The organism is Bradyrhizobium sp. ISRA464, from assembly GCF_029910095.1.
GTDB lineage: Bacteria > Pseudomonadota > Alphaproteobacteria > Rhizobiales > Xanthobacteraceae > Bradyrhizobium.
The window spans coordinates 2,659,662-2,684,752 of the sequence record NZ_CP094526.1; the positions used below are offsets into that span (position 1 = coordinate 2,659,662).

21 protein-coding genes and 2 pseudogenes are annotated in these 25,091 nt (G+C 64.2%); 9 read left to right on the plus strand and 14 right to left on the minus strand.

Annotation, left to right across the window (positions count from 1 at the left end; translation table 11 throughout):
* Positions 1 to 85: 85 nt before the first annotated feature.
* From MTX19_RS12345 to MTX19_RS12400, 12 genes are all read right to left on the minus strand, one after another.
* Positions 86 to 970 (minus strand): ABC transporter permease, encoded by an 885-nt coding sequence (locus MTX19_RS12345; protein ID WP_280976726.1) that lies wholly within the window; start codon positions 968 to 970, stop codon positions 86 to 88.
* A gap of 4 nt (positions 971 to 974) precedes the next feature.
* Positions 975 to 1,916 (minus strand): ABC transporter permease, encoded by a 942-nt coding sequence (locus MTX19_RS12350; protein WP_280983833.1) that lies wholly within the window; start codon positions 1,914 to 1,916, stop codon positions 975 to 977.
* Between the two features lie 31 nt (positions 1,917 to 1,947).
* A complete protein-coding gene (locus tag MTX19_RS12355) occupies positions 1,948 to 3,459 on the minus strand; it encodes an ABC transporter substrate-binding protein (protein WP_280983834.1) in 1,512 nt (503 codons plus the stop codon).
* Between the two features lie 16 nt (positions 3,460 to 3,475).
* Positions 3,476 to 4,582: a dipeptide ABC transporter ATP-binding protein gene (locus MTX19_RS12360; RefSeq protein ID WP_280983835.1), complete on the minus strand. Its 1,107-nt coding sequence runs from the start codon at positions 4,580 to 4,582 to the stop codon at positions 3,476 to 3,478.
* Entirely contained in the window at positions 4,579 to 5,568 is a 990-nt protein-coding gene (locus MTX19_RS12365) for an ABC transporter ATP-binding protein (protein ID WP_280983836.1), read from the minus strand. The genes MTX19_RS12360 and MTX19_RS12365 overlap by 4 nt, the downstream gene beginning before the upstream one ends.
* Complete coding sequence (locus MTX19_RS12370; RefSeq protein WP_280983837.1) at positions 5,565 to 6,275, minus strand: DUF1028 domain-containing protein; 711 nt, start codon at positions 6,273 to 6,275, stop codon at positions 5,565 to 5,567. Before MTX19_RS12370 ends, MTX19_RS12365 begins: the two co-directional genes overlap by 4 nt.
* 247 nt (positions 6,276 to 6,522) lie before the next feature.
* On the minus strand, positions 6,523 to 8,328 hold the full coding sequence (locus MTX19_RS12375) for a gamma-glutamyltransferase family protein (RefSeq protein WP_280985984.1): 1,806 nt from the start codon (positions 8,326 to 8,328) through the stop codon (positions 6,523 to 6,525).
* Between the two features lie 100 nt (positions 8,329 to 8,428).
* The gene (locus MTX19_RS12380) at positions 8,429 to 9,424 is read right to left on the minus strand and encodes an oligopeptide/dipeptide ABC transporter ATP-binding protein (protein WP_280983839.1); all 996 of its coding nucleotides are present in this window, start codon (positions 9,422 to 9,424) and stop codon (positions 8,429 to 8,431) included.
* Positions 9,421 to 10,404, minus strand: coding sequence for an ABC transporter ATP-binding protein (locus MTX19_RS12385; protein ID WP_280983840.1), 984 nt, complete (start codon positions 10,402 to 10,404; stop codon positions 9,421 to 9,423). Before MTX19_RS12385 ends, MTX19_RS12380 begins: the two co-directional genes overlap by 4 nt.
* Positions 10,401 to 11,372: an ABC transporter permease gene (locus tag MTX19_RS12390; RefSeq protein ID WP_280985986.1), complete on the minus strand. Its 972-nt coding sequence runs from the start codon at positions 11,370 to 11,372 to the stop codon at positions 10,401 to 10,403. Before MTX19_RS12390 ends, MTX19_RS12385 begins: the two co-directional genes overlap by 4 nt.
* Positions 11,373 to 11,388: 16 nt before the next feature.
* Positions 11,389 to 12,369 (minus strand): ABC transporter permease, encoded by a 981-nt coding sequence (locus MTX19_RS12395; RefSeq protein ID WP_280983842.1) that lies wholly within the window; start codon positions 12,367 to 12,369, stop codon positions 11,389 to 11,391.
* 104 nt (positions 12,370 to 12,473) lie between these two features.
* A complete protein-coding gene (locus MTX19_RS12400) occupies positions 12,474 to 14,072 on the minus strand; it encodes an ABC transporter substrate-binding protein (RefSeq protein WP_280983843.1) in 1,599 nt (532 codons plus the stop codon).
* A gap of 197 nt (positions 14,073 to 14,269) precedes the next feature.
* On the opposite strand from MTX19_RS12400, the pseudogene MTX19_RS12405 reads away from it, so the two are divergent.
* From MTX19_RS12405 to MTX19_RS12435, 7 genes and pseudogenes are all read left to right on the plus strand, one after another.
* A pseudogene (locus MTX19_RS12405) lies at positions 14,270 to 15,052 on the plus strand (FAD-dependent oxidoreductase).
* A 112-nt stretch (positions 15,053 to 15,164) separates the two neighbouring features.
* Positions 15,165 to 15,419 (plus strand): DUF6489 family protein, encoded by a 255-nt coding sequence (locus tag MTX19_RS12410; protein ID WP_280976740.1) that lies wholly within the window; start codon positions 15,165 to 15,167, stop codon positions 15,417 to 15,419.
* A gap of 8 nt (positions 15,420 to 15,427) precedes the next feature.
* Positions 15,428 to 16,219 carry an alpha/beta hydrolase gene (locus tag MTX19_RS12415; protein WP_280983844.1) on the plus strand — a complete coding sequence of 264 codons (792 nt, stop codon included), beginning with the start codon at positions 15,428 to 15,430 and terminating at the stop codon, positions 16,217 to 16,219.
* A 60-nt stretch (positions 16,220 to 16,279) separates the two neighbouring features.
* Positions 16,280 to 17,830 carry a wax ester/triacylglycerol synthase family O-acyltransferase gene (locus tag MTX19_RS12420; protein WP_280983845.1) on the plus strand — a complete coding sequence of 517 codons (1,551 nt, stop codon included), beginning with the start codon at positions 16,280 to 16,282 and terminating at the stop codon, positions 17,828 to 17,830.
* Positions 17,831 to 17,842: 12 nt separating this feature from the next.
* Positions 17,843 to 18,838, plus strand: coding sequence for an alpha/beta hydrolase (locus MTX19_RS12425; RefSeq protein ID WP_280983846.1), 996 nt, complete (start codon positions 17,843 to 17,845; stop codon positions 18,836 to 18,838).
* Between the two features lie 711 nt (positions 18,839 to 19,549).
* Complete coding sequence (gene ltrA / locus MTX19_RS12430; RefSeq protein ID WP_280980119.1) at positions 19,550 to 20,872, plus strand: group II intron reverse transcriptase/maturase; 1,323 nt, start codon at positions 19,550 to 19,552, stop codon at positions 20,870 to 20,872.
* 323 nt (positions 20,873 to 21,195) lie between these two features.
* Positions 21,196 to 21,656, plus strand: a pseudogene (locus MTX19_RS12435) (transposase); the annotation flags it as partial.
* A gap of 572 nt (positions 21,657 to 22,228) precedes the next feature.
* On the opposite strand, the gene MTX19_RS12440 reads toward MTX19_RS12435, so the two are convergent.
* Positions 22,229 to 22,687 carry a hypothetical protein gene (locus MTX19_RS12440; protein WP_280983847.1) on the minus strand — a complete coding sequence of 153 codons (459 nt, stop codon included), beginning with the start codon at positions 22,685 to 22,687 and terminating at the stop codon, positions 22,229 to 22,231.
* A gap of 418 nt (positions 22,688 to 23,105) precedes the next feature.
* Between MTX19_RS12440 and MTX19_RS12445 the strand changes: the two genes are divergently transcribed.
* Together MTX19_RS12445 and MTX19_RS12450 are read left to right on the plus strand one after the other, a co-directional pair.
* On the plus strand, positions 23,106 to 23,669 hold the full coding sequence (locus MTX19_RS12445; RefSeq protein ID WP_280985987.1) for a DUF3617 family protein: 564 nt from the start codon (positions 23,106 to 23,108) through the stop codon (positions 23,667 to 23,669).
* Positions 23,670 to 23,969: 300 nt separating this feature from the next.
* Positions 23,970 to 24,530 carry a hypothetical protein gene (locus tag MTX19_RS12450; protein WP_280983849.1) on the plus strand — a complete coding sequence of 187 codons (561 nt, stop codon included), beginning with the start codon at positions 23,970 to 23,972 and terminating at the stop codon, positions 24,528 to 24,530.
* A gap of 80 nt (positions 24,531 to 24,610) precedes the next feature.
* Here MTX19_RS12450 and MTX19_RS12455 read toward each other — a convergent pair whose 3' ends face one another.
* Positions 24,611 to 25,042, minus strand: coding sequence for a hypothetical protein (locus MTX19_RS12455; protein WP_280985988.1), 432 nt, complete (start codon positions 25,040 to 25,042; stop codon positions 24,611 to 24,613).
* Between the last annotated feature and the right edge of the window lie 49 nt (positions 25,043 to 25,091).

The following is a 25,091-nucleotide window of genomic DNA, read 5'->3' on the forward strand; positions in this document are numbered from 1 at the left end:
TGCCGCCTTTTCTTTGTCCTGCGACATCCCGCGCCGGTAGCCGGCTCAGGATGACGGTGAAGGACCAGTGGTCGTAACGGCGACGCTACCGCGCCTTCGGATCCAGCGCATCGCGCAGGCCGTCGCCGACCAGGTTGAACGACAGCACAACCAGGAAGATCGCGAGCCCCGGCCAGATCGCCATCCATGGCGCGCTGGTGAGGAAGCGCTGCGCGGCGTTGAGCATGCTGCCCCAGGATGGCGCCGGCGGCTGCTGGCCGAGGCCGAGGAAGGAGAGCGCGGCCTCGGCGATGATCGCGGCCGCGATCGACAGCGTCGCCTGCACCAGCAGCGCCGCCAGAATGTTCGGCAGGATGTGGACCAGCGCGATGCGCCAGCGCGGATTGCCCATGGCGCGCGCCGCCTCGACGTAGTCCTCGACCTTGACGCTCATCACCTGGCCGCGGGTCAGGCGGATGAAGATCGGCGTGGCCGAGACGCCGATCGCGATCATCGCATTGCCGAGGCTCGGCCCGAGGAAGGCCGCAAGCGCGATCGCCAGGATCAGGAACGGGCAGGCCAGCATCGCGTCGGTGATGCGGCTGATCAGCGCATCGATGAAGCCGCCGCGATAGCCGGCGACGAGCCCGAGCGGGACGCCGATCACCAGCGCAATGCCGACCGAGATCACGCCCGCGAGTAGCGAGGCACGGGCGCCGAACACGACGCGCGCCAGCACGTCGCGGCCGAGCTCGTCGGTGCCGAACCAGTGCTGCGCTGACGGCGCCTTGCGCACCAGCGACCAGCTCGTCGCGATCGGATCGTAGGGCACGATCAGCGGCGCGAATACGGCAAGCAGGATAAAGATCGCGATCACGGCAAGGCCGAGCACCGCGCCCTTGCGTCTGACGAGCCGTCGCCAGGCGCGCCGCGCCGGGCTCTCCAGCGTCTCGGCGGCGGCAAGCGAAGCGGTTGTCCCAAGTGCTGTCATCCGATCAGCTCCTCAGCCGCGGGTTGACGAGGATGTAGGCGATGTCGGCGATCAGGTTGAGCGTGATGTAGATCGTCGCTGTCGTCAGCACCACGCCCTGCACCACGGCGTAATCGCGGTTGAACACGGCGTCGACGATCAGCTTGCCGAAGCCGGGAATCGAGAAGATCTGCTCGGTGAGGACTGCGCCCGACAGCAGCGTGCCGAGCTCGAGCGCGCCGAGCGTGATGATCGGGGTCAGCGCGTTGCGCATCGCGTGCTTGAGGATCACCGCGCGCTCGGAAAGCCCCTTGGCGCGTGCGGTGCGGACATAGTCGCTCTCCAGCACCTGCAGCATGGCGCTGCGGGTGTGGCGCATCAGGATCGCGGCGATCGCGTTGCCGAGCACGAAGGCCGGCATGATGGTGGCCGCGAGGCTGGCGCGCCAGTCCTCGGTCAGCGGCACATAGCCGGAGGCGGGCAGCCAGCCCAGTTCGATCGAGAACAGGAAGATCAGCATGATGCCGAGCCAGAAGTTCGGCGTCGAGATGCCCCACAGCGCGAACAGATTGGCGCCATAGTCCCAGGCGCTGCCTTTCTTCACCGCCGAGATGATACCGGCGGGAATCCCGATCAGGAAGGCGATCACGATCGCCATGCCGGCGAGTTGCAGCGTCACCGGCAGCTTCTGCGCGATCAGGCTCAGCACCGGCATCTTGTTGCGCAGGGATTCGCCGAAATCGCCCGACAGCACGCCCTTGATCCAGTAGGCATATTGCACCGGGATCGGCCGATCGAGATGGTACTGCTGGCGGATCTGCTCGATGACGGCGGGATCGCGCTCCTCGCCGGCCATCACCAGCGCCGGATCGCCCGGCAGCAAATGTTGCAGGGAGAAGATCAGGATCGAGACAAAGAACAGCGTCGGGACGATCTGAAGCAGCCGCTTGGCGAGAAAGTTCAGCATGGCGATGCTCGTGCTCCGGCCGCCCCCGCGATCACTTCAGTTTCAGCCCGACCACGCGCACCAGGCCATCGGGCATCTGCTTGTAGCCCTCGAGCTTGGTGGTGTGCGCGATGATGATGCGGCGGTGGTAGAGGTAGAGAATGGCCTCGTCATTGAGTTCGAGCTTGGTCAGTTTCGCGTAGATCGCCTTGCGCTGCGCCGTGTCGGTGGTGAGACGGGCGTCATCGAGCGCCTTGTCGGCCTCGGAATTGCTCCAGGCGCTGTAGTTCTGCGGCGCGTTGCTGTGCAGGAAGACATAGGAGTTGCCGTCCGGATCGATGCGGCCGCTCCAGGCCAGCATAAAGGCCTGGTAGTCGCCGGCCTCGGCCTGCTTCAGCGAGGTCGCAAACTCGGTGACCCTGATCTTCATGTCGAAGCCGGCCTCGGCCGCCATCGACTGAATGACCTGCGCGGTGCCTTCGGTTTCGGGCCCCTTCGGCACCATGAAGTCGACCGTCACGGGCGGCGTGACGCCGGCCTCCTTGAGCAGCGCCTTGGCCTTCTCGACGTCGCGCGGACGGATCGGGAAGTCCTTCTGGTAGTAGGGATGGTCGGGGCTGACCCACTGGTTTCCAGGCTTGAACTCGCCGTTGAACACCACCTGGTTGATGGCATCGCGATCGATCGAGAGGTCGAGCGCCTGCCGCACCTTGGCGCTCTGGCTTAGGGGCCCCTTGGCCTTGTCCTTGCCGATGTTGAGCGTGACGCCCTGATAGCCGAGCTCGATCGCGCTCGACACTTTCAGGCGGGAATCCGCGCGCACATCCTTCAGGTCGGTCGCGAGCACGCGCTCGATCAGATCGAGCCCGCCGGATTTCAGATTGGCGAGCCGCACGGTGGCGTCGACGATCGGCAGATAGACGATGCGGTCGATGAAGACGTTGTCCTTGTTCCAGTAGTCGGCGAACTTTTCCAGTACGATGCGATCCTGCTGCACGCGCTCGACGAACTTGTAGGGGCCGGCGCAGACCGGGTGCAGGCCGAACTTGTTGCCTTCGGCCTTGGCGGCCTTGGGCGACACCATCATTCCCGCGCGATCAGTCAGCTGCGCGATCAGCGGCGAGAACGGCGCCTTCAGCACCAGCTTGATGGTGAGGGGATCGACGACGTCGATATGATCGACACTGGCGAGCTCCGGCTTGCGGAACGAGCCGGGGAAGGTCAGGTGGCGCTCCAGCGAGAATTTTGCGGCCTCCGCATCGAATGGCTCGCCGTCCTGGAACTTGACGCCGGGGCGGAGCTTGATCGTGACCTCCTTGCCGTCGGCGGAGGTCTCGTGCGACAGCGCAAGCTGCGGCACGATGTTGAGCTTCTCGTCGATGTCGAACAGCTTGTCGCAGAGCGCGGCAAACACGATGCGGCCGACATAGGTGCGCGCCATGGTCGGATCGAGGACATCGGGGTCCTCGGCAAGCCCGATCCGCAGCGTGGTTTGGGCATGGGCGTTTGCGGCCAGCGACAGCAACAGGGCCGCGGCGGTCGCCGCCAAACGAAGCATCCTCATCACACAGCTCCTATCTTCATGTCCGTGGCGTCGTCCTGACCTGACCAACCCCGGGACGTCCGGTCCCTTCCGCCGTGGCGCCAAAGGCGGCGACCAATCTTTCCAGCACGGGCGAGAGCGCACCGTCCGAGGGCACGATGCTCTCCGGCGGCGGCAGCTCCGCGACGCGGTGACAGGCCGTGGCGTGGCCAGTGCCATCCGCCAGCAAATGCGGCACCTCGCTGCGGCAGCGCGCGATCACGAAAGGACAGCGGGTGTGGAAGCGGCAACCCTGCGGCGGATTGAGCGCGCTGGGCAGCTCGCCCTCCAGCACGATGCGGCTGCGCTTGGCGCGCGGTTTCGGCACCGGGATTGCCGACAACAGCGCGCGGCTATAGGGATGGCGCGGCGCGGCGAACAGCGCCTCCGCGTCCGCGATCTCGACGATGGTGCCAAGATTCATCACGGCGACGCGGTCGGCGATGTGTTTGACGACCGCCAGATCGTGCGAGACGAAGATGTAGGCGAGCTTCAGCCGATCCTGCAGGTCGCGCAACAGGTTCAGGATCTGCGAGCGGATCGAGACGTCGAGCGCCGACACCGGCTCGTCGCAGATGATCAGCTTCGGCTCGACTGCGAGCGCACGGGCGATCGCGATGCGCTGGCGCTGGCCGCCGGAGAACTCATGCGGATAGCGGCGGGCGAAGCGCGGCTCGAGACCGACGAGGCGCAAAAGCTCCTCGACCCGCTCGCGGCGGCGCGCGGGCGGCACCAGATCGTGCAGCGCCAGTGGCTCGGTCAGGATCTGGGCGACCGTCATCCGCGGATTGAGCGAGGAGTAAGGGTCCTGGAAGATGATCTGCGCGTCGCGGCGGAATGCGCGCAACTGCTCGGCGTTGAGCGCGCCGAGATCGCGGCCCTCGAAGCGGACGGTGCCGGCGTCCGGCTCGATCAGCCGCAGCACGAGCCGGCTCACGGTGGATTTGCCGCAGCCGGATTCGCCGACCAGCGCCAGCGTCTTGCCGGCCTCGACCGTGAAGCTGACACCGTCGACCGCCTTCACATGCGCGGTCGGCCGGCCGAACACCGAGCGCTCGGCGACGAAATGCTTCACCAGTCCCTCGACCTCGAGCAGCGCGCTCATGACAGCAGCCGTTCCAGCGGCGCCCTGATGCAGCGTGAGGCGTGGGTTGCGTTCAGCATCGCGAGCGGCGGCGGGGATTTGGTGCAGGCGTCCTCGACGAACGGGCAGCGCGCGGCGAAGCGGCAGCCCGCAGGCGGGTTCGCCATGTTCGGCACCATGCCCTCGATGGTGGCGAGATGGGTGGTGCGGCGGTCGAGCCGCGGGATCGAGCCCAGCAGGCCGACCGTATAGGGGTGCTGTGGATTCGCAAACAGCTCGTCCACGGGCGCGCGCTCGACGATCTCGCCGGCATACATCACAGCCACCTCGTCGCAGACTTCGGCGACCACGCCGAGATCATGGGTGATCAGGATGATCGCCGCGCCGCTGGCAGCCTTGAGCTCGCGCATCAGGTCGAGGATCTGCGCCTGCAGCGTGACATCGAGCGCCGTCGTCGGCTCGTCCGCGATCAGAAGCTGCGGGTCGCAGGCCAGCGCCATCGCGATCATCACGCGCTGGCGCATGCCGCCCGACAGCTTGTGCGGAAACTCGTCGATGCGCTTCTCGGGCGAGGGGATGTGGACGCGGCGGAGCAGCTCGACAGCACGTTCGCGCGCACTGCGCCGCGAGCCGCCGCGGTGGCGCAGGATGGTCTCGATGATCTGGTCGCCAATCGTGAAACTCGGGTTGAGCGAGGTCATAGGCTCCTGGAAGATCATCGCTAGGCGATTGCCGCGCAGGTCGCGCAGCGTGTCGTCCGGAACGTCGAGCAGGTCGAGGCCGTCGAAGTGGATCGCGCCCGAGACCGCGGCGGATTGCTTCGGCAACAGCCCCATGATCGCCAGCGAGGTCACGCTCTTGCCACAGCCGGATTCGCCGACCAGGCCAAGCGTGGCGCCATTGGCTACGCTGAGATCGACCCGGTCGACGGCATGCGTGGTGCGGCCGTCGTCGCCCTGGAAGATGACGCGCAGGCCCTCGATCTCGATCAGCGGACGCACCGTCATTGCCGGCTCGCTGTCGCGGCTTGGATCTCGGCGTCGATCATGGCGCGATCGGTGATGCCCGCCGGATCGTCGCGCGTCGGCATGAAGCGGCGGAAATGCACCCAGTGCTCGCGGCTGACGGCCTCGAGCCGTTCCAGCTCGTGGAGGGGATCGGCATGATCGTCGACCCGCAGGTCGAGATCAGACCATTCCTCCGCGCCGTGGATCAGGAGCGCTGCCGATTGCTTGCCGCGCTTGTCGCCGCCGGCCGCTTCACCAGCGAGCATGGCCTTGATCAGCCGTTGCGGGAACGGCAGCGCCTCATGCGCGGCATAGGCCCGCGCGGTCTCGTCGAGCACCGTGGGGCCAGTCAGCATGTTGCCGGCGATCGAAAAACCGTCGCCCGCGATATTGCCGAACCAGCCGATGCAGTCTTTGCCGGAATGCGCCGCGATGCGGCCCCTGGCGTCCATGACGTGCACCTGCCGGCTCTCGCGGCCGGCGTCGGCGGCGAGCAACGCGGCGAGCACGTCGTGTGGGTTCTTGCCCTCGCGCAGCAGCGCGAGGCCGTCGATGCCGTAGTAGGGATTGACCATTGCCTGCGTCGCGATCGCGCCAAAGCCGGCGGCGATATAGGGCACCCGTGCGCCGGCCGCGAAGAAACGCGTCGCAACGGCGATGCCGAACTGGCTGGTGGCGCTGTCGCGGGCGATGATCGACCAGGTCATGTCAGTTGTGCTCTCCCTCTCCCCCGCTCTTCGCGGGGTCGTGACGAGCGGAGCTCGCTCTGAGAGGGTTGGGGTGAGGGGCTCATACCGCAGGGATGGTACAAATCGAGTTCGCGGGGGCTCCCCCTCACCCGGAAGCCAAGCTGGGCTTGACTTCCGACCTCTCCCCGCAAGCGGGGCGAGGTGGAGGTTGAGGCTCGCGCTGCAGTTCGATCCGACATCATCATGCTGCGGCGGTCATCTCGTCTTAGCGGCCCGCGGCGTAACCCTGCATGCCGCGGGGGTTGGCGGCGGCGCGGCGGCGAGGGCCGACTTTCGAGGCCGCGGTCAGCCGGCCTTCCGACCAATCGGGGCCAATCTCCACCACATGGCCGCGGCGCTTCAATTCGTCGATGGTCGACTTCGGAACCCGGTTCTCCAGCACCAGCACGCCGGGACGCGCGGTGCGCGGCCAGAACGAGATCGGGAAATGCTCGGAGTGCCAGGCCGGCGCGTCGATCGCCTCCTGCAGATTGAGCTTGGCGTGGACATGGCGCAGGAAGAACTGCGTGATCCACTGATCCTGCTGATCGCCGCCTGGCGAGCCCCAGGCGAGGTACGGCTCGCCGTCGCGCAGCGCCATGCTCGGCGACAGCGTGGTGCGCGGCCGCTTGCCCGGCGCGAGCGAGGCCGGATGGTTCTCCTCCAGCCAGAACATCTGGGCGCGGCTGCCGAGGCAGAAGCCGAGCTCGGGAATCACCGGCGAGGACTGCAGCCAGCCGCCGGAGGGCGTCGCCGAGATCATGTTTCCCGCCTTGTCGATGATGTCGAAATGCACGGTGTCGCCGCGCACCTCGCCGAACCGGCCGACCGTGGGCTCACCGGCGCCCATGGCGCCGACGGCCTCGCGATGCCCTTCGGCGCGCCGCAGTTTTACAACTGCGCCGAAACCTTCAACCGAACCGGGCCTGAAGTCGAGCGATGCCTTGTCCCGCGAGATCAGCTTGCGCCGCTCGTCATTATACGCATCCGACAGCAGCGTCTCGATCGGGATGTCCGTGAACTTGGGATCGCCGTAGAAGGTCTCGCGATCGGCATAGGCGAGCTTGGCGCATTCGATCTGCAGATGGATGAAGTCGGGGCTGACGGGATCGAGCCCGTCGAGGTCGAAGCCTTTCAGCAGCGCGAGCTGCTGCAGCATCACCGGGCCCTGGCTCCAGACGCCGGCCTTCTGCACGGTGTAGCGGCCGTAATCATAGGCTAGCGGCGCCTCGATGGTCGGCTGCCAGCGCGCCATGTCGTCAGCGCTCAGCACGCCGCGATGCGGCGAGCCGGAGACGTCCATGACCTCCTGGGTGCGGCAGAACTTTTCGATCGCTTCGGCGACGAAGCCCTTCGACCAGGCCTGGCGGGCGCGCTCGATCTGGGCGACGCGGTCGCCGCCGGCGCTCTCGGCCTCCTGCAGGATGCGCGCATAGGTTTCCGCCAGCCGCTTGTTGGTGAAGATGGTGCCGGGCTTCGGCACCGCGCCATCAGGCAAATACACGTCGGCGGACGTGGTCCAGTGCTTCCGGAACAATTGTTCGACGGTCTTGATGGTTGCCGATGCGCGCTCGACCAGCGGATAGCCGTCGCGGGCGTACGAGATTGCAGGCTCCAGCACGTCGCGCAGCTTCAACGTGCCGTAGTCGCGCAGCAGCAACATCCAGGATTCGAACGTGCCGGGCACGCAGGCGGCGAGCAGGCCGGTGCCGGGCACCATCTCCAGGCCTTCGCTGCGGTAATGCGCGATCGTCGCCTTGGCCGGCGCCGGACCCTGGCCGCAGATCACCTCGGTCTTGCCGCGCTTGACGTCGTGCACGATGATCGGGACGTCGCCGCCCGGACCGTTCAGATGCGGCTCGACGACTTGCAGCGTGAAGGCCGTTGCGACGCCGGCATCGAACGCATTGCCGCCCTTCTCCAGCGTGGCCATCCCGACCGCGGTGGCGATCCAGTGCGTAGAGGTGACGACGCCGAAGGTGCCTTCGATCTCGGGCCTTGTCGTGAACGGATCGGGGTTGATGTTGCTCATGAGGCTTCACTTCCAGCTGCGTCTTGTGGCGCGCGCACTTGATCACAGGCGGGCTGGGATGCCAACCGGTTGGTTGACATGACCGCTCCCATCCACGTGATTATGCCGGAACGGCTGCGGCCGGACTGTTGACGGCGTGGCAGGCGACCCCGTCGATCAGTTCCGGCGTCTTCTGGCGGCACAGGTCGAAGGCGAGGGGACAGCGCGGGTTGAAGGCGCAGCCCGGCGGCGGGTCGATCGGGTTGGGGATCTCGCCCTTGACCGGGATGCGCTGGCGGCCCGACATCGCAAGATCGGGAACCGCGCCGAGCAGCATCCTGGTGTAGGGCATCCGCGGATTGTCGAACAGCTTGCGGCCGTCGGCGATCTCGACGATGTGGCCTAGATACATCACGCCGATCCGGCTCGCCATGTGACGGACAACCGCGAGGTTGTGGCTGATGAAGAGATAGGTCAGGCCGAACTTGTCCTGCAGGTCGCGCATCAGGTTGAGGATCTGCGCTTGCACGGAGACGTCGAGCGCCGAGGTCGGCTCGTCGCAGACGATGAATTCGGCCTCCGAGGCCAGCGCGCGGGCGATCGCGATGCGCTGACGCTGGCCACCGGAAAATTCATGCGGGAATTTCAGGCCGTCGTCGGGGTGCAGCCCGACCAGCGAGAGTAGTTCGCCGACGCGTGCCTTGATGTCGCGTTCGCCCTGGATCAGCTCGAAGGCGCGGATCGGTTCTGCGACGATGGCATCGACCCGGAAGCGCGGATTGAGGCTCGCATAGGGATCCTGGAAGATCATCTGGATGCGCCGGCGCAAGCGGCGGCGCGCCTGTGCCTGCCGCGGATCGGTCATCGAGATGCCGTCGATCACGACTTCGCCCGAGGTCGGCGGCAACAGGCCGACGACCATGCGTGCGACCGTGGTCTTGCCCGAGCCGGATTCGCCGACCAGCGCCAGCGTCTCGCCGCGCTTGATGTCGAAGCTGACGCCGTCGACGGCTTTCAGGAACTCGAGATGGCCGCCTTCCAGCACGCGGTTGAGCCATGGCTTCGAGACGTCGAAGACGCGGCGCAGGTTCTTGACCTCGATCAGCGCCGCGCTCATGCCGCCGTCTCCTTCGCAGGCTCGAACAGATGGCAGGCGACGGATTGCGCACCCTGCTGGATCGGCTCAGGTCGCTCGACGCGGCAACGGTCGAAGGCAAACGCGCAGCGTGGATTGAACGGGCACCCAGGCGGGATCGCCGACAGCCGGGGCATCGAGCCCGGAATTTGCACCAGCCGCTTGTCCTCGCCCGCAAGCGTTGGGATCGCGCCCATCAGGCCCTTGGCGTAGGGATGTAGCGGATTGCGCACCACGTCCTGCACCGGGCCGATCTCGGCGATCCGGCCCGAATACATTACCGCGACGCGGTCGCAGGTCTCTGCGATCACGCCCATGTCGTGGGTCACCAGCATCACGGCCGTGCCGTGATCGCGGCCGAGCCGCTTGATCAGCGCGATGATCTGCGCCTGCACGGAAACGTCGAGCGCCGTCGTCGGCTCGTCCGCGATGATCAACTCGGGCTCGGCGCAGATCGCCAGCGCAATGACCACGCGCTGCCGCATGCCGCCGGAGAATTCGTGGGGGTAGCCGTCGATGCGCTTTTCCGGCGCGGGAATGCCGACCTCGGCGAGCAGGTCGATGGCACGCCTGCGCGCGGCGCTTTCGCTGAGATCGGTATGGGTGCGGATCGTTTCGATGATCTGGTCGCCGATCCGGTAGAGCGGATTGAGGCTGGTCAGCGGATCCTGGAAGATCATGCCGATCCGTTTGCCCCTGACGCGGCGGATCTCTTCGGGCGGAAGATGGTCGATCCGCGTGCCTGATAGCTCGATCCGGCCGCCGGAGATGCGGCCGGGCGGGTCGATCAACCCGATCACGGCGAGTCCCGTCACCGATTTGCCGGCGCCGGATTCGCCGACCACGCCGAGCACCTCGCCCTTGGCGATGTCGAACGACACGCCGTTGATGGCACGCAGGGTGCCGCGGCGGGTGACGAATTCCACCTCGAGGTTGCGCAACGAGAGAACGGGCTGGGTCATCGGAGCTTCGGATTCAGTGCGTCGCGCAGCCAGTCGCCGAGCAGGTTGATGGACAGGATCAGGCCGGCGAGTGCAGCGCCCGGGAAGGCGACGATCCACCACTCGCCGGCGAACAGATAATTGTTGCCGATCCGGATCAAGGTGCCGAGCGACGGCATGGTGTCGGGCATGCCGGAGCCGAGGAACGACAGCGTCGCCTCGGTGATGATCGCGAGTGCGAGGTTGATGGTGGCGATGACGAGGATCGGGCCCATCGTGTTCGGTAGCACATGCCGCAGCATGATCTTGGGTGCCGGCAGGCCGATCAGCTGTGCGGCCGCCACGTAATCCTTGTTCTTCTCGACCATCACGGAGCCGCGCACGGTGCGGGCATATTGCACCCAGAAACTGAGGCCGATCGCGATCACGAGCACGCCGAGCGTGGCGGTCTCGTCGAGCCGGTTGCCGAGCAGAGATTTGGCGACGCCGTTGACCAGCAGCGCGATCAGGATCGCCGGGAAGGTGAGCTGCACGTCGGCGATCCGCATGATAACGCTGTCGACCACGCCGCCGAAATAGCCTGCGACCAGTCCGAGCGCGATGCCGAGCGCGCCGGCGAAGATCACGCCCGACACGCCGACCGCGAGCGAGATGCGCATGCCGTAGAGGATCGCCGAGAAGACATCGCGGCCCTGCTCGTCGGTGCCCAGCAGGAAGGGGCTTTGGCCGTCGGCGGTCCACAGCGGCGGAATCCGCGAGTTGATCAGCTGCAGCTGCGCCGGATCGAACGGGTTCTGGACCGCAAGCCAGGACGCGAAGATCGCGAGCAGGAAGAGCAGCACGGTGATCGCGGCGGCCACCATGGTCAGCCTGGAGCGACGGAACGAATAGAAGATGTCGCTGTCGAGCGCGCGCCTGAACCAGCCGGCGGCGGCACGCGGGCCTTCCGCGCTGTTTTCGCTGCGATGGGGAACGACGGCGTCAGACATGGATCGGTCTCTCGCCTTACGTCGCGCGGCTGACGGTCGCGCGCAGCCTCGGATCGACCACGGTGTAGAGGATGTCGACCACCAGATTGATGGTGACGAAGATCAGCGAGACCATCAGAAGGTACGCCGCCATGATCGGGATATCGACGTTTTGCACGGCCTGCACGAACAGAAGCCCCATGCCCGGCCATTGGAACACGGTTTCGGTGATGATCGAGAATGCAATAACCGAGCCAAACTGCAGGCCGGCGACCGTGATGACCGGAACCAGCGTGTTCTTCAGCGCATGGCCGAAATGGATCGCGCGCGTGGTCAGTCCGCGGGCGCGGGCGAAGCGGATATAGTCGGTCCGCAGCACCTCCAGCATTTCCGCACGCACCAGCCGCATGATCAGCGTCATCTGGAACAGACCGAGCGTGATCGCCGGCATGATCAGCGCCTTCAGGCCGGAGACGGTGAGGAGCCCGGTCGTCCACCAGCCGAGCTTCACGACCTCGCCGCGTCCGAAGGACGGCAGCCAGCCCAGTGTCACCGCGAACAGATAGATCAGGAGGATGCCGATCAGGAAGGTCGGCAGCGAAATGCCGATCAGCGAAATCGCCTGGAATAATCTGGCAAGGATGGTGTCGCGGCGCAGCGCCGAATAGACCCCCATCAGGATGCCGGCCACCATGGCGAACAGCGTTGCGCAGATGGCGAGCTCCAGCGTCGCCGGCATGCGCTCCATCAGCAGCGAGGAGACCGGCAGGCGGAACTGATAGGACACGCCGAATTTGAACTGCAGGGCGTTGATGAAGTAGCAGCCGAACTGCACGAGCACGGGATCGTCGAGGCCGAGCGACTGCCGGATCGAGGCGCGTTCGGCAGCCGAGGTGTCGATCGAGACCATCTGGTTCACCGGATCGCCGGCGAAGCGGAACATCGCGAACGCGATGACGCCCACGGCGAGCATGACGCCGACGGCCTGGAGCACGCGACGAAGAGTGAAAGCGAGCATCTCTACCTTTCACTGCTTTTCAAGCTTGGCGCGCGGCGTTGCGCGGCCGGAAAGCGAGAAGTCCCGGAAGCAGGCGCTTTCGGGACCCACTTGGCAAGGCGCACTCAATCACCCTGTTTGGTCGCCCAATAGAGCAGGACCTGGTTGTCCGCACGCTGGGTCAGCTTGACCTTGTTCGAGACGCCCCAGGCCAGCGACTGCTGGTGCAGCGGAATGTAGCCGTAGTCCCTGATGACAATGTCGTAGGCCTGCTTGATCAGCTGGTCGCGCTTGGCGTTGTCGGTCTCGACCAGGATGTTGTCGGCGAGCGCGTCGACCTCCTTGTTGCAGTAGCCGCCGAGATTGGCCTCGCCGCGGGTCGGATCCTTCGGATCGTTGCGGCAGCCGAGGATGTCGTGCAGCACGTTGTGGGAATCGGACGTTGCCGGCGTCCAGCCAAGCAGAAACAACGAGGTCTGGTAGCCGCCGGGTTTCAGGACCTTGGCGAAATATTGTGCCTTCGGCTGCGCCAGCAAATTCACCTTGACGCCGATGCGGGCGAGCATGCCGACCACCGCCTGGCAGATCGCGGCGTCGTTGACGTAGCGGTCGTTCGGGCAATCCATCGTGACCTCGAAGCCGCTCGGATAGCCGGCCTCGGCCAACAGCTTCTTGGCGCCCTCCGGATCGACCTTCGGCCGGGTGAACTCATTCGACAGCGGGTAGAGCTGGGGGGCGATCATCAGCACCGAGGGGGTCGACATGCCCCGCATGACGCGGGACTTGATCAGATCGACGTCGATCGTCTTGTAGAACGCCTCGCGGACGCGGATGTCCTTGAACGGATTCTTGCCCTTGACGTTCGAGTACAGGAGTTCGTCGCGCGACTCGTCCATACCGATGAAGATGGTTCGGATTTCCGGCCCGGTCAGCACCTTGGCGGTGCCGCTTGAATTGACGCGTTGGATGTCCTGGATCGGAACCGGCTCGATCACGTCGACCTCGCCGGAGAGCAGCGCGGCGACGCGCGTGGCGTCGGAGGCGATCGGCGTGAAGATGATCTCCTTGAGGTTATGCTCCGGCTTGCGCCAGTAGCCCGGGAACACCTTGAAGACGGTCTTTACGCCGGGCTGGTGGCTCTCGATCATGAAGGGACCGGTGCCGTTCTCGTGCAGCGAGGCGTAGCTCGGCGTGGTCGCGGACGCCGGAGTCGGCGCGACGGAGCTGTTCTCCTCGCACCACTTCTTGTCCATGATGTACCAGCTATCCCATTGCGAGATCAGGATGGGATTGGGCGAATCCAGCGTCACGTCGACGGTGTAGTCGTCGACCTTGGTGAACTTGGCATCGGCCGGAACGTTGCTGAGGAAGTTGGAGCCCTTGGCGCGGACGCGATCGGCGGAGAACAGCACGTCGTCCGCGGTGAAGGGGTCGCCATTGTGGAATTTCACGCCCTTGCGCAAATGGAAGCGCCATTTGGTCGGGCTCAGATTCTCCCAGCTTTCCGCCAGCGCCGGGATGATCTTCAGGTCCTTGTCGCGCGCGATCAGTCCTTCATAGACATGGGCATGATGCGCGATGGTCGTGGTTTCTTTCAGCGTATAGGGATCCAGCGATTTGAGCTCGCCCTGATTGGCGTAGCGCAAGGTCTGGGCTGATGCCGGCAGGGCACAAACGAGAAATGCGACGGCTGTCGCCGCAAACAAACGCCAACGTACCGACATGTAATTCTATTCCCCCGTTATTGTCTGCCGGTTGCTGACGTCCGGCTGATATTGTGGTGCATGTTGCCAGAGTTTGCTGCCCACGCAAGCGCGATTTCTCAAAGGGTTAGCCGGTTTGCGCGGGTGCGCCGCAATGACTAGGATTTCAGGATAAGGGGTAGCCGCGAGCGCGCGACATTCAACTTTCGGAGTGCCGGATGGCGGAATTGAAGGCCGACACTGTGATCCTGGGAGCAGGAATGGTCGGCGTCAGTGCCGCTTTGCACTTGCAAAAACGGGGCCGCGACGTGGCCCTGATCGATCGTCACAATGTCGCGGGCGAAGAGACGAGCTTCGGCAATGCCGGCATCGTCGAATACGCATCGATCTTCCCCTACATGTTTCCGCGCGACGTCGGCGAGATCCTCAACTACGCGCTGACCTGCACGCCGCACATGCGCTACCGCGTCGTCGACCTGCCGGATTTCCTGCCGTGGCTATTTCGTTACTACCTCGCTTCGTCGCCGCCGCGGGCGCTCGCCAGCGCGCATGCCGAGCTGCGTTGATCAGGCAGAGCCTCATCGAGCATGAGGCGCTGGTCGCGGAGGCGGGCGTGCCGCGTCTGCTGCGCAAGACCGGCTGGCTGAAGCTGTATCGCTCCGAGGCGTCGCTGGCCAAGGCGGTGCACGAGGTCACGCGCGCACGGGATTACGGCGTCGACAATGAGGTGCTCGACGCCAAGGCGATCGCGGCGCGAGCCGCAGCTGACCGGCGCGTTCGCGGGCGGGGTGTATCTGCCGACGCCGGGCTTCGTTCCGGATCCCGGCGGGCTCGCCAAGGCCTATGCCGCCCTGTTCGGTCGCCGCGGCATCTGGGCTTTCGGCCATCAGCATCGTGGCTTGACGCTTGGACCGGTCACCGGCCGGCTGCTCGCGGAGATGATGACCGGCGAGGCGCCGTTCGCAGATACCGGTCCATTTGCCGCGGAGCGGTTTGGTTGACCATAACGGATGATTGAGGCCGACTGGGGCCTCCGGCAGGTTGTGGTCGCTTGCATGACTCACCCTGTCGCGGTGATACTGATGCAGATCAGGCGCATGTGAGGAGGCGGATATGAAGGTCAATGTCGAGGTAGATTGCACGCCCCTCGAAGCGCGGCAGTTCTTCGGTCTGCCCGACGTGGCGCCGATGCAGACCGCCGTCATGGACAAGCTGCAGCAGCAGATGCTGTCGAATATCGAGAAGATCTCGCCGGAATCGCTGATGCAAAGCTGGTTTACCTTCGATCCCAAGCTCGCCGAGCGCTTCCAGGACATGTTCGTGGCGATGGCTGGCCTTGGCGGCATGGGCAAGAAAGACAAGAAATAGTGGCCGCCATGGACAGGAGCGCCGATGTGGCCGGACGCCGGTTGCGCCCACCGAGCCTGTTCCTGATGCTGGCCGAAGCGCGCGGCGTGCTCGAATTCAATTCCAGCCTGTTGCTGTCGCCGCTCTTGATGCAGGCGCCGAGAGGCGACGGCCATCCGGTCCTGACGCTGCCGGGCTTCCTCGCCAGCGACCTTTCGATGGCGCCGATGCGGCGCTATCTGAAGGAACTCGGCTATGACGCCTATGCCTGGAACATGGGCCGCAATTTCGGCGGCATCGCCACTAGGCGGAGCGCGTTGCGCGACCTCCTGAAGCGGATTCACGAGGCGTCCGGGCGCAAGGTCTCGATCGTCGGCTGGAGTCTGGGCGGCGTCTATGCGCGCGATCTCGCGGTGCAGATGCCGGAGCTGGTGCGCTCCATTATCACGCTGGGCAGCCCGTTTGCCGATGACATTCGTGCGACAAACGCGACGCGCCTCTATGAGCTGTTGTCCGGCGAGGCGGTGGACGACATCCCCGAAATTCGCGCGGCGATCGCCGGCGACATGCCGGTGCCTACGACCTCGATTTATTCCCGCACCGACGGCATCGTGAACTGGCGGACCAGCCGGGTGCGGCTGTCGGCGACGGCGGAGAACATCGAGGTGCATTTCGCGAGCCATATCGGGCTCGGCGTCAATCCGGCCGCGCTGTGGGCGCTCGCCGACCGCCTGGCGCAGCCGGAAGGCGAATTCCGTCATTTTGACCGGTCCGGCCCCTTTGCCATTGCCTATGGGCCCGCGGAACAGGCACTATCCTGACCGGACAACAAGAAGCGCCGCCAGGGCGCCCGCATGAGTTCTTGCTCTCGGGAGGAAACCATGGGCGACGCCAGGAAGCTGTCCTCGCTGGACGCATCGTTTCTCTATCTGGAAACGCCGGAGATGCCGATGCATGTCGGCAGCATGGCGATCTTCCGCCTGCCTGAGGATTACAAGGGCGACTTCTTCGAGGAATTCAAGGCGATGCTCGCCTCGCGGCTGCACATCGCGCCGATCCTGAAGGCGCGCCTGCAGAAGGCGCCGCTCGACATCGATCATCCGTCCTGGGTCGAGGATGACCAGTTCGACATCGACCGCCACATCTTCCGCGCCAGCCTGCCCGAGCCGCGCGACCGCGCGACGCTCGAGCGCATCGTTGGCTGGATGCACGCCAAGCTGTTGAACCGCGCCCGTCCGCTCTGGGAGTTCTACGTGTTCGAGGGCATGAAGGACAACGAGATCGGGCTTTATTCCAAGATGCATCACGCCTGCATCGACGGCGGCGCGGGAGCTGCGCTGACCAGCATGATCTACGACGTGACGCCGGTGCCGCGGCAGGTCGATCCGCCGAGCGCGAAAAAGGTCGCGCAGGAGCCGCGTGACATCGCCGCCAATCTGCTCGACGCTTATCAGCAGCTCTGGACCCAGCCCTTCGAGGCGGCGGCCGCGGCACAGAAGAGCCTGGAGCTGCCGCGCTCGGGCAAGAGCGACCTCGGCTCGATCCTGTTCGACAACGCCATGTTCCAGATCGAGAACGCGGTGAAGTTCGCCGGCAGCATGCCCACCGTGCTGAAGAGCCTGTCTGATGTCGTCGCCAAGATCGCCGATCCCAGGTCGCGCGAGAGCCTGCAGGCGATGTCCTCGCCGCCGACTATCCTAAACAAGGCGATCTCGTCTGAACGCAGTTTCGCCGGGACCTCGATCTCGCTGTCGCGGGCCAAGGCGGTGGCGAAGGCGTCCGGCGGCAAGCTCAACGATGTCGTGCTCGCGCTCTCTTCCGGCGTGGTGCGGCGTTATTTGATCAGCCAGGGCGCACTGCCGAACAAGTCGCTGACCGCGGGAGTGCCGATCTCGCTGCGCGAGGAGGGCAACGCCGAATCCAATAACCAGGTGTTCGGCATGATCTGCTCGATCGCGACCGATATCGAAGACCCCAGGAAGCGGCTGGAGACCATCATCGCGCAATCCACCAAATCCAAGGAAATGTCGCATCCGCTGCGCGCCCTGGTACCGCAGGTTTCCAACATCTCATTGCTGGGCGCACCGATCCTGGTCCAGGTCCTGTCGCTGCTGTACAGCCGCTCGGATCTTTCCAACGTGCTGCCGCCGGCGGTCAACATCACGGTCTCGAACGTACCTGGGCCGCGGCAGACGCTGTACGCCGCCGGCGCCGAGCTGTTGCACATCTTCCCGGTCTCGATCTCGACCCACGGGGTCGCACTGAACATCACCGTGCAGAGCTACCGCGATCAGCTTGATTTCGGCTTCATCGTGGGTGCCAACATCATTCCCCACGTGCAGGTTTTGTGCGACATGCTGCCGCTCGAGTTCGATGCACTCGAGGCGGCGTTCGCGCCTTCGCCTGCGGACATCAAGGGCGCAGCCGAATAGGAGGGGCTCTCAATGATTGAAATGCCGCAGCTGCAGTTCGCCGAGACCAACGGCATCCGCATGGGGTTCTACGAGGCAGGCCCCAAGACCGACACCCCGCCGGTGGTGCTGTGCCATGGCTGGCCGGAGCTTGCCTTTTCCTGGCGCCACCAGATCAAGGCGCTGGGCGTGGCCGGCATCCGCGTGATCGCACCGGACCAGCGCGGCTATGGCGCGACCGACCGGCCGGAGCCGGTCGAGGCCTATGACATGGAGCATCTGACCGGGGACCTCGTCGGCCTGCTCGATCATCTCAAGATCGACAAGGCGATCTTCGTCGGTCACGACTGGGGCGGGTTCGTCGTCTGGCAAATGCCGCTCCGGCATCCGTCGCGGGTCGCCGGCGTGGTCGGCGTCAACACGCCGCATTGGGATCGTGCGCCGATGGATCCGATCGCGCTGTTCCGCCAGCGCTTCGGCGACCAGATGTATATCGTCCAGTTCCAGGATCCGGCACGCGAGCCGGACCGCATCTTCGGCAGCCGCGTCGAGCAGACTTTCGACGCATTCATGCGCAAGCCCGTGACGCGTCCTCCGGGCACGCCGGAGGAGCAGCCGATTGCCGGCGTCGGCGCGTCGGCCCGGCTCAACCTCGCGTTTCCGCAGATGATCGCGAACTACGACGCCAGACATGATCCGCGCACGCCGATCTTGTCGGCGGAGGAGAAGAAGGTGTTCGTCGATACCTTCACGAAGACCGGCTTCACCGGCGGTATCAACTGGTATCGCAACTTCACCCGCAACTGGGAACGTTCGGCCGGCCTTGATCATCATGTGCGGGTGCCGGCGCTGATGATCATGGCCGAGAACGACGCGGTGCTGCCGCCGTCGGCCGCCGACGGCATGGAGAGGCTGGTGCCGGACCTCGAGAAATACCTGGTGCGGGACAGCGGCCATTGGACGCAGCAGGAAAAGCCGGACGAAGTCAGCGCCAAGCTGATCGAGTGGCGTAAACGAAGGTTCGGGTAGGCATCATCCTGAGGTGCGCGCCGGCTTCGGCGCGCCTCGAAGGATGGGCCGGCGGTTAGCCCAGATGAGACAGAGGCGTAGCTCGGATGAAGCGAAGCGAAATCCGGGGGCACGTCGATCCGCGGGCGGAGCCGACCCGGATTGCGCGGAGCCTGTCATCGGGCGCGCATTCGCGCGACCCGTTGGCTCCATCCGGCTCCCTGCTAGCCCGCATTTCTCAGTGCGCCCCGACGGCGCGCATCACCAGTGGAGGAGGATTCCACCCAGATAGTTGTCGATTGATCTGGTAGCTGACGAGCGGATCGGTCGGGTAACCGGCCGGTTCGAAGCCTCGTGACAAAGGCCGCCTTGGGCGGTCGAGCAATCCAGCGGGCCGTAATATGAGTGAAGTCTGAGCAGGCCTCGAAAGTGAAGATGCGGATGCCGACCCGCCTGAGATACGGGGAAGGCCGTGTGGATAGGGAAGCAATCGACGTGCGCACCTGTTTGATCCGCCGGGGTAGTGGACTCGGCACGCTGGAAGGGCGATGCGGGTAATCGGGGGAGACCCGCAGCGGGCGGAGGTCGCGTCTTCAACGTCGCAATTGGCGGCGGCCTGCAGCGGGAGTCGGACAGGGACGCGGTACCGTTGAAACCGGGTAATGCCGGCGGAGGGAAGGTCCCTGACTTCTGGTGTGCTTTCAAAGACGGTGAGGAAACAGGTGATTGGCGATGAGCCTCGAAACGCCTGAAAGGATCAGGACCCTTCAGAGAAAGCTCTATTGCAAGGCGAAGGCGGAGCCTGCCTACCGCTTCTATTTGCTCTACGACAAGATCTGCCGTGAGGACATTCTGCGCCACGCCTACGCGCTGGCCCGTGCCAATGCGGGTGCGCCTGGTGTTGACGGGGTGACCTTTGAGCAGATCGAGGCGTCGGGCGTGGAAGCATGGTTAGCGGGGCTGCGCGAGGACCTCGTTTCGAAGACGTACCGACCCGATCCGGTGCGGCGGGTGATGATCCCGAAGCCCGGGGGAGGCGAGCGCGCGCTCGGCATTCCCACGATCCGCTGTCGCGTCATTCAGACTGCCGCCAAACTCGTGTTGGAACCGATATTCGAAGCGGACTTCGAGGACAGTGCTTATGGCTATCGTCCGCGTCGCAGCGCGGTCGATGCGATCAAGGAAACGCACCGGCTGATTTGCCGGGGCTATACCGACGTGGTTGACGCCGATTTGTCGAAATATTTCGACACGATCCCGCATTCGGACCTCCTCAAATCGGTGGCCCGACGCATCGTTGACCGGCATGTGCTGTGGCTGATCAAGCTGTGGCTGCAAGCGCCGGTCGAGGAGCGGGACGGCAACGGGAAGCGGCGCATGAGTGGCGGCAAGAACAGCAAGCGCGGCACACCGCAAGGCGGTGTTGCAAGCCCGCTGCTCTCCGTCATCTATATGAACCGGTTCCTGAAGCATTGGCGATTGACCGGACGCGGCGAAGCCTTCCGCGCCCACATCGTCTCGTACGCCGACGACTTCGTCATCCTCAGCCGCGGCTATGCGCACGAGGCTCTGGCGTGGACGAAAGCGGTGATGACGAAACTCGGGCTGACGCTCAACGAGGCGAAAACCTCGGTGAAGGATGCCCGGCGCGAGAGCTTCGACTTCCTTGGTTATAGCTTCGGGCCGCATCGGTACCGGAAAGATGGCCATTGGTATCTGGGCGCGAGCCCGTCCAAGAAGAGTGTTCAGCGGCTCAAAGCCAAGGTGAGCGATATCCTGGTCCCCGGCAACACCGGGTGCTGGCTTGACGTGCGTGACCGGCTCAATCGCTTGTTGCGAGGCTGGAGCACGTACTTCGGCTACGGCACTCGGAAACCGGCGTACCGGACCGTCGATAACCATGTGTACGAACGGGTCCGCGGATTCCTGGTCCGACGTCACAAGGTGCCGTCGCGTGGCACCCGCCTCTTCCCGCGAGAGGCTGTGTTTGGCGCGCTCGGGGTCTTGCACCTCCGACGCGTCCACTTGGGACCGCCGCCGTGGGCCTTGCACTGAAGCCAGTCGGAAAGCCGGATGCGGTAGCTCCGCACGTCCGGTTTGATGAGCGAGGAAGGGAAACGGGGCGTTGCCGAATGGCCCAAGCTACCGCGCCCTTCCCCGACTCTACCCCGAAGAGGCAGACGAGATCAATAGGCTCGTCGATGAAATCCTCAGCAGCAAGGCAAGTTGGATCGACAGTGCAGGGAAGGAAGCCGCGCGAACCGCCTGAACGTGGCCACGTCGCGTGCGAAATGCCTCTGCATTATGGTCGCCTTGACCTTGCCCCACAGGCTTAATCCAGCCAGAAGTTCGTTCTGGCCGACGACAAGGACCAGAGCGTGAAGCGCAGCCGCTTTTCGGAAGAGCAGATCATCTTGATTTTGAAGGAGCACGAGGCCGGCGTTTCGGTCGCCGACCTGTGCCGCAAGCACGGCGTCAGCGACGCCAGCATCTACAAATGGAGGGCGAAGTTCGGCGGTATGGAGGTGTCAGAGGCCAAACGGCTGAAGGCACTGGAGGATGAGAACACGCGGCTGAAGCGGTTGCTGGCGGATGCCATGCTCGACAATGTCGCGCTGAAGGATTTGCTGGGAAAGAAATGGTGACGTCCGCGACTGAGCGGAAAGCTGTCGCCCATCTCATGGATGCCCACGGGATGAGCGAACGGCGGGCGTGTAAAACCATCGGCGGCTGCCGCATGACTATGAGATACAAGACGATCCGGACGGACGACGGCGGCCTTCGCCAGCGATGAAGGCGATCGCTCATGAGCGCCGCCGCTTCGGCTAACCGACTGCACTTCTGCCTTGAGGGAGCTCAGCGTGCTCGTCCAGTCGCTGATCGAGCGGAGCGAAAGCGGTCAGTGCTTGTGCCCGGCAGAAATAATAACGACGCAAAGCGGACCGAATCTTTGCGGCCGGCCCAGCACCGGAGGAGAGGCTCGAGCTGCAATCAGTAATATAAGGATGCGTTGGGAGCGGGCTGCACCTTGATAAGCTCCCCCCGATTTGGCACTCTTGGACTCGACACGTCATCTGATCGAGGGCGTTATGCATAAGTCATTTTGTGCGATCATTGCCACCGCGGCTTCAATTGTGGTTCTTTCATCGACTGCGGCGCGATGCGGAGAGTATCCGTTTGGTGATCCGCCTTACCGGCTCGACTACTGGAGCGAGCCTCAGATTGAATCAGGCTGCTGGAAATGGAATTGGCAGCTGTATCAGTGGCAGGACTATTGTCCCGTGTACGTCTACCCCAAGGCTTATATGTATCCGCGCGCGTCACGCGCGGTGCTTCGCACCAAGGGGTGAGGACGACCTTCCGGATGATTGGGCCCGCGTCGCGCCGACCGAGCTGACGCGGGCATGCGCGCTAATGCGCGATGGTGCACGCCACCTGGCGGTGCTTTCCGAAATTGAGCAACGCGTTTTCCCGGAATCCGTCCAGCCAGATGCCGTGACCGGCGTAGCGATAGCCGACCCCCATCGGAACGAGCCGCACGCGTACGCCGCTGTGATGACCGGTGCGAAGTGAGGCCGTGACCACCTCACCTTCCACGCTTACCGCATGCGGGCATAGCGGGTACCGACGGCCATTCTCGCAGGTGAAGACGATCCCCGAACAGTTGCCGACCGACGCCGGTTCCGACGTCATCAGGCCGAGATCGGCGGCAGCCCCCGGCCGAGAATTGCAAAACAGCGTCGCAGCCAATGCCAGAACGCCAGCAACGGTGTAGCCAAACCGAATATGCATCAGAGCCGCCCTCGTCAGCGATAGGGAAAGTAATTGAACAGAAATATCTCGCTTTAGATGAGCAAAAATATCCCCCAAGGTCAAACCCGTCCGGCGCGGCCCGCAAGATTGTCGGCCTGCCTGTTGCAAGCATTCGGCCTGGCCGTGCCACGGAGCAGGGACCACCCGGAGGCATACCGGACGGCTGGTCCGGCGTCGACGGTCCGGCAGCTAACCCTGCGTTTTGTGGAGCCGACTTGGCGTGTCAATTAGAGTTGCTGGGACATTGGCTGCAACGGCGGACCTCGAGCCGTTGGCCGGAGCGGCCAGGTGTTGCAACTTTGCTGCAGTGAATCGGAATCAGATCTGCTCCGGCTTCACTGCGGCGCCACGCCTTTACTCGCCACAATTGGCCTGCAACTGGTGAGGAGATGCCGAATCATCTTCGTGGGGACTTCGTTAAGGGCTTGGTCCGAACTGCATCGCATGCGGTTCGGAATACCATTTGGGGGTGGGAATGATCTTCCGGAATGGCATCGCATGCATGCTGCTGACGTTGACGATCGTCGCGGCGCTATCGGCTGAGGCTCACGCACAGACGTCATCTCTTCCTCGGCCGCAGAACGGCAAGGAAAGCGCGGTTCGCTCCAGTCAAGACGATCAATCCTTCTCTGGCCCCAGCTTCCGCAAGGGCTTGTGGCGCTTTGTTAGAACGCTCGATGTCGTGAGAGGCGTCAACAAGAACGTGAAGTCTCGGATCATCGACAAGGAGATGACGCGCTGCGTCGACCCAACCCAAGCGATGAAGGCCACCTTCTCCTCGGGATCTGTCGGAAGCTGCGTCTCGGACAAGCCTGAAAAGGTCGGTAACAAATATACATTTGGGCACCGATGCGACTACATGGGCGCGGTCAGCACGGTCATCACTGTGCGCAGCGACGAGGCCTATACCGAGCTGAACGAAGTCACGACTGGCGAGCATCCCAAAACCGACCTGGTGGTGGCGACGAGGATCGGCGATTGCGACGACGGCGCGGCGGTCAATTCGGAAGAGTTGACCCCATCGCACCTGGACCACTAGCCCGGGGATCTGCCCGACAATCAGCCGTCAGGTCGTCGCTTAAGAGGGGGCGGCCGCAAGGTTCTGGGCCGCTCCTTTGGGACGAGAGTTTCTTCGGCCTGCCGCGAGACGCCGCGCTGCCGGTGTCGTTCCCCGCTCATCCGACGCCGAGAATTCGACCGTCGAGAAACTTTAACCATGCGGCAAGCATTTACTTCAACTTAACACGAAGTGGCATGGAATGATGCCGTACCAAAGCAAGCGCAGGCTTCGATCCGGAGCCGCGCAACCCCCGCAGTGCAGCCGATAGGGAATCGATAAATGATCTCCGGTGACGGCTTCGGGCGGTCGAAGATTTTCGCACGCTCCCTTTGCGCCACGATCGCCTTCTCCGTGTCCTTGCTTGCCTCGCACGGCGCGGCAGCGGACGAGAGCTTTGGCGGACCGACCTTTCGAAAGGGGATGTGGCGTTTCGTGCGGACGTTGGAAATCGTCACATCCTCAAACGTTCGGCAAAAGCTGCTTGAGCGCGAGATGACCCGATGCGTCGATCCAACTCAGGCGATGAAAGCTACGTTCGCATCCCCTTCCGTTGGAAGCTGTCATTCTTCGAAGCCGGAGAAGATCAGCAACAAGTACATCTTTTCCAACAGATGCGACTATATGGGGCCGGTCAGCACCGTCATTACGGTTCTCAGCGACGAAGCCTACACTGAAGTCAACAAAATCAATGTTGGTCAGGCACCGAGGACCGACCGGGTGGTCGCCCGCCGAATCAGCGATTGCCATGAGGGCAGTGCTTCGCCTGGCCAGCCGACGGCCGAACGAGGAGACGTCTCGCAAGGGCGTCAACTGGAGCTGGACGAGGGCGAGCCGCTCTGACGCGGGTGTCTATCGCCCGATCCTTTATCATCAAGGCACACTTGGTTCGGGCTTGGACAATTCCGTCGCCTGTGGCGCGATCAGATTTTTTGCTGCCCCCCTGGGGCACTGACCTTGACGGTAAACTTCTGAATTTCGGTACGTCCGCCCTGATACTTGACCTCGATGGTCAGGGTGTCATCGCCGACAAACTCGGGCGGTGCCTTGTAGAAGACAACGTAAGCGGGCACCTCGAGCGCCAGGCAGGCCTTGTAGTTGGTTGCTTTCGCTTTCCCAGACTTGACCACAACCTTTCCGGCGGCCGGAGGGCTGACCAGGCGAATGGTCGGCAGCGGTCCCGACGTGCAGTCAGGCAACACGTTGAGGTAGATGCCGATTTGGGTGTCTCGGTTAGCCTGGGTCCGAACTGAACGTTCGATCGTGGTCTCTGAGGCAGCGGGGCTTTGCGCGAATCCGGCGCCTAGAGAGCTCCAGAGCAAGGCTGCGGCACACGCCTGAGAGATCACCCGCATCGACCACTCCAAATCGCCAGACAAGGCAAGCTTAGCCAGGCTGTACACG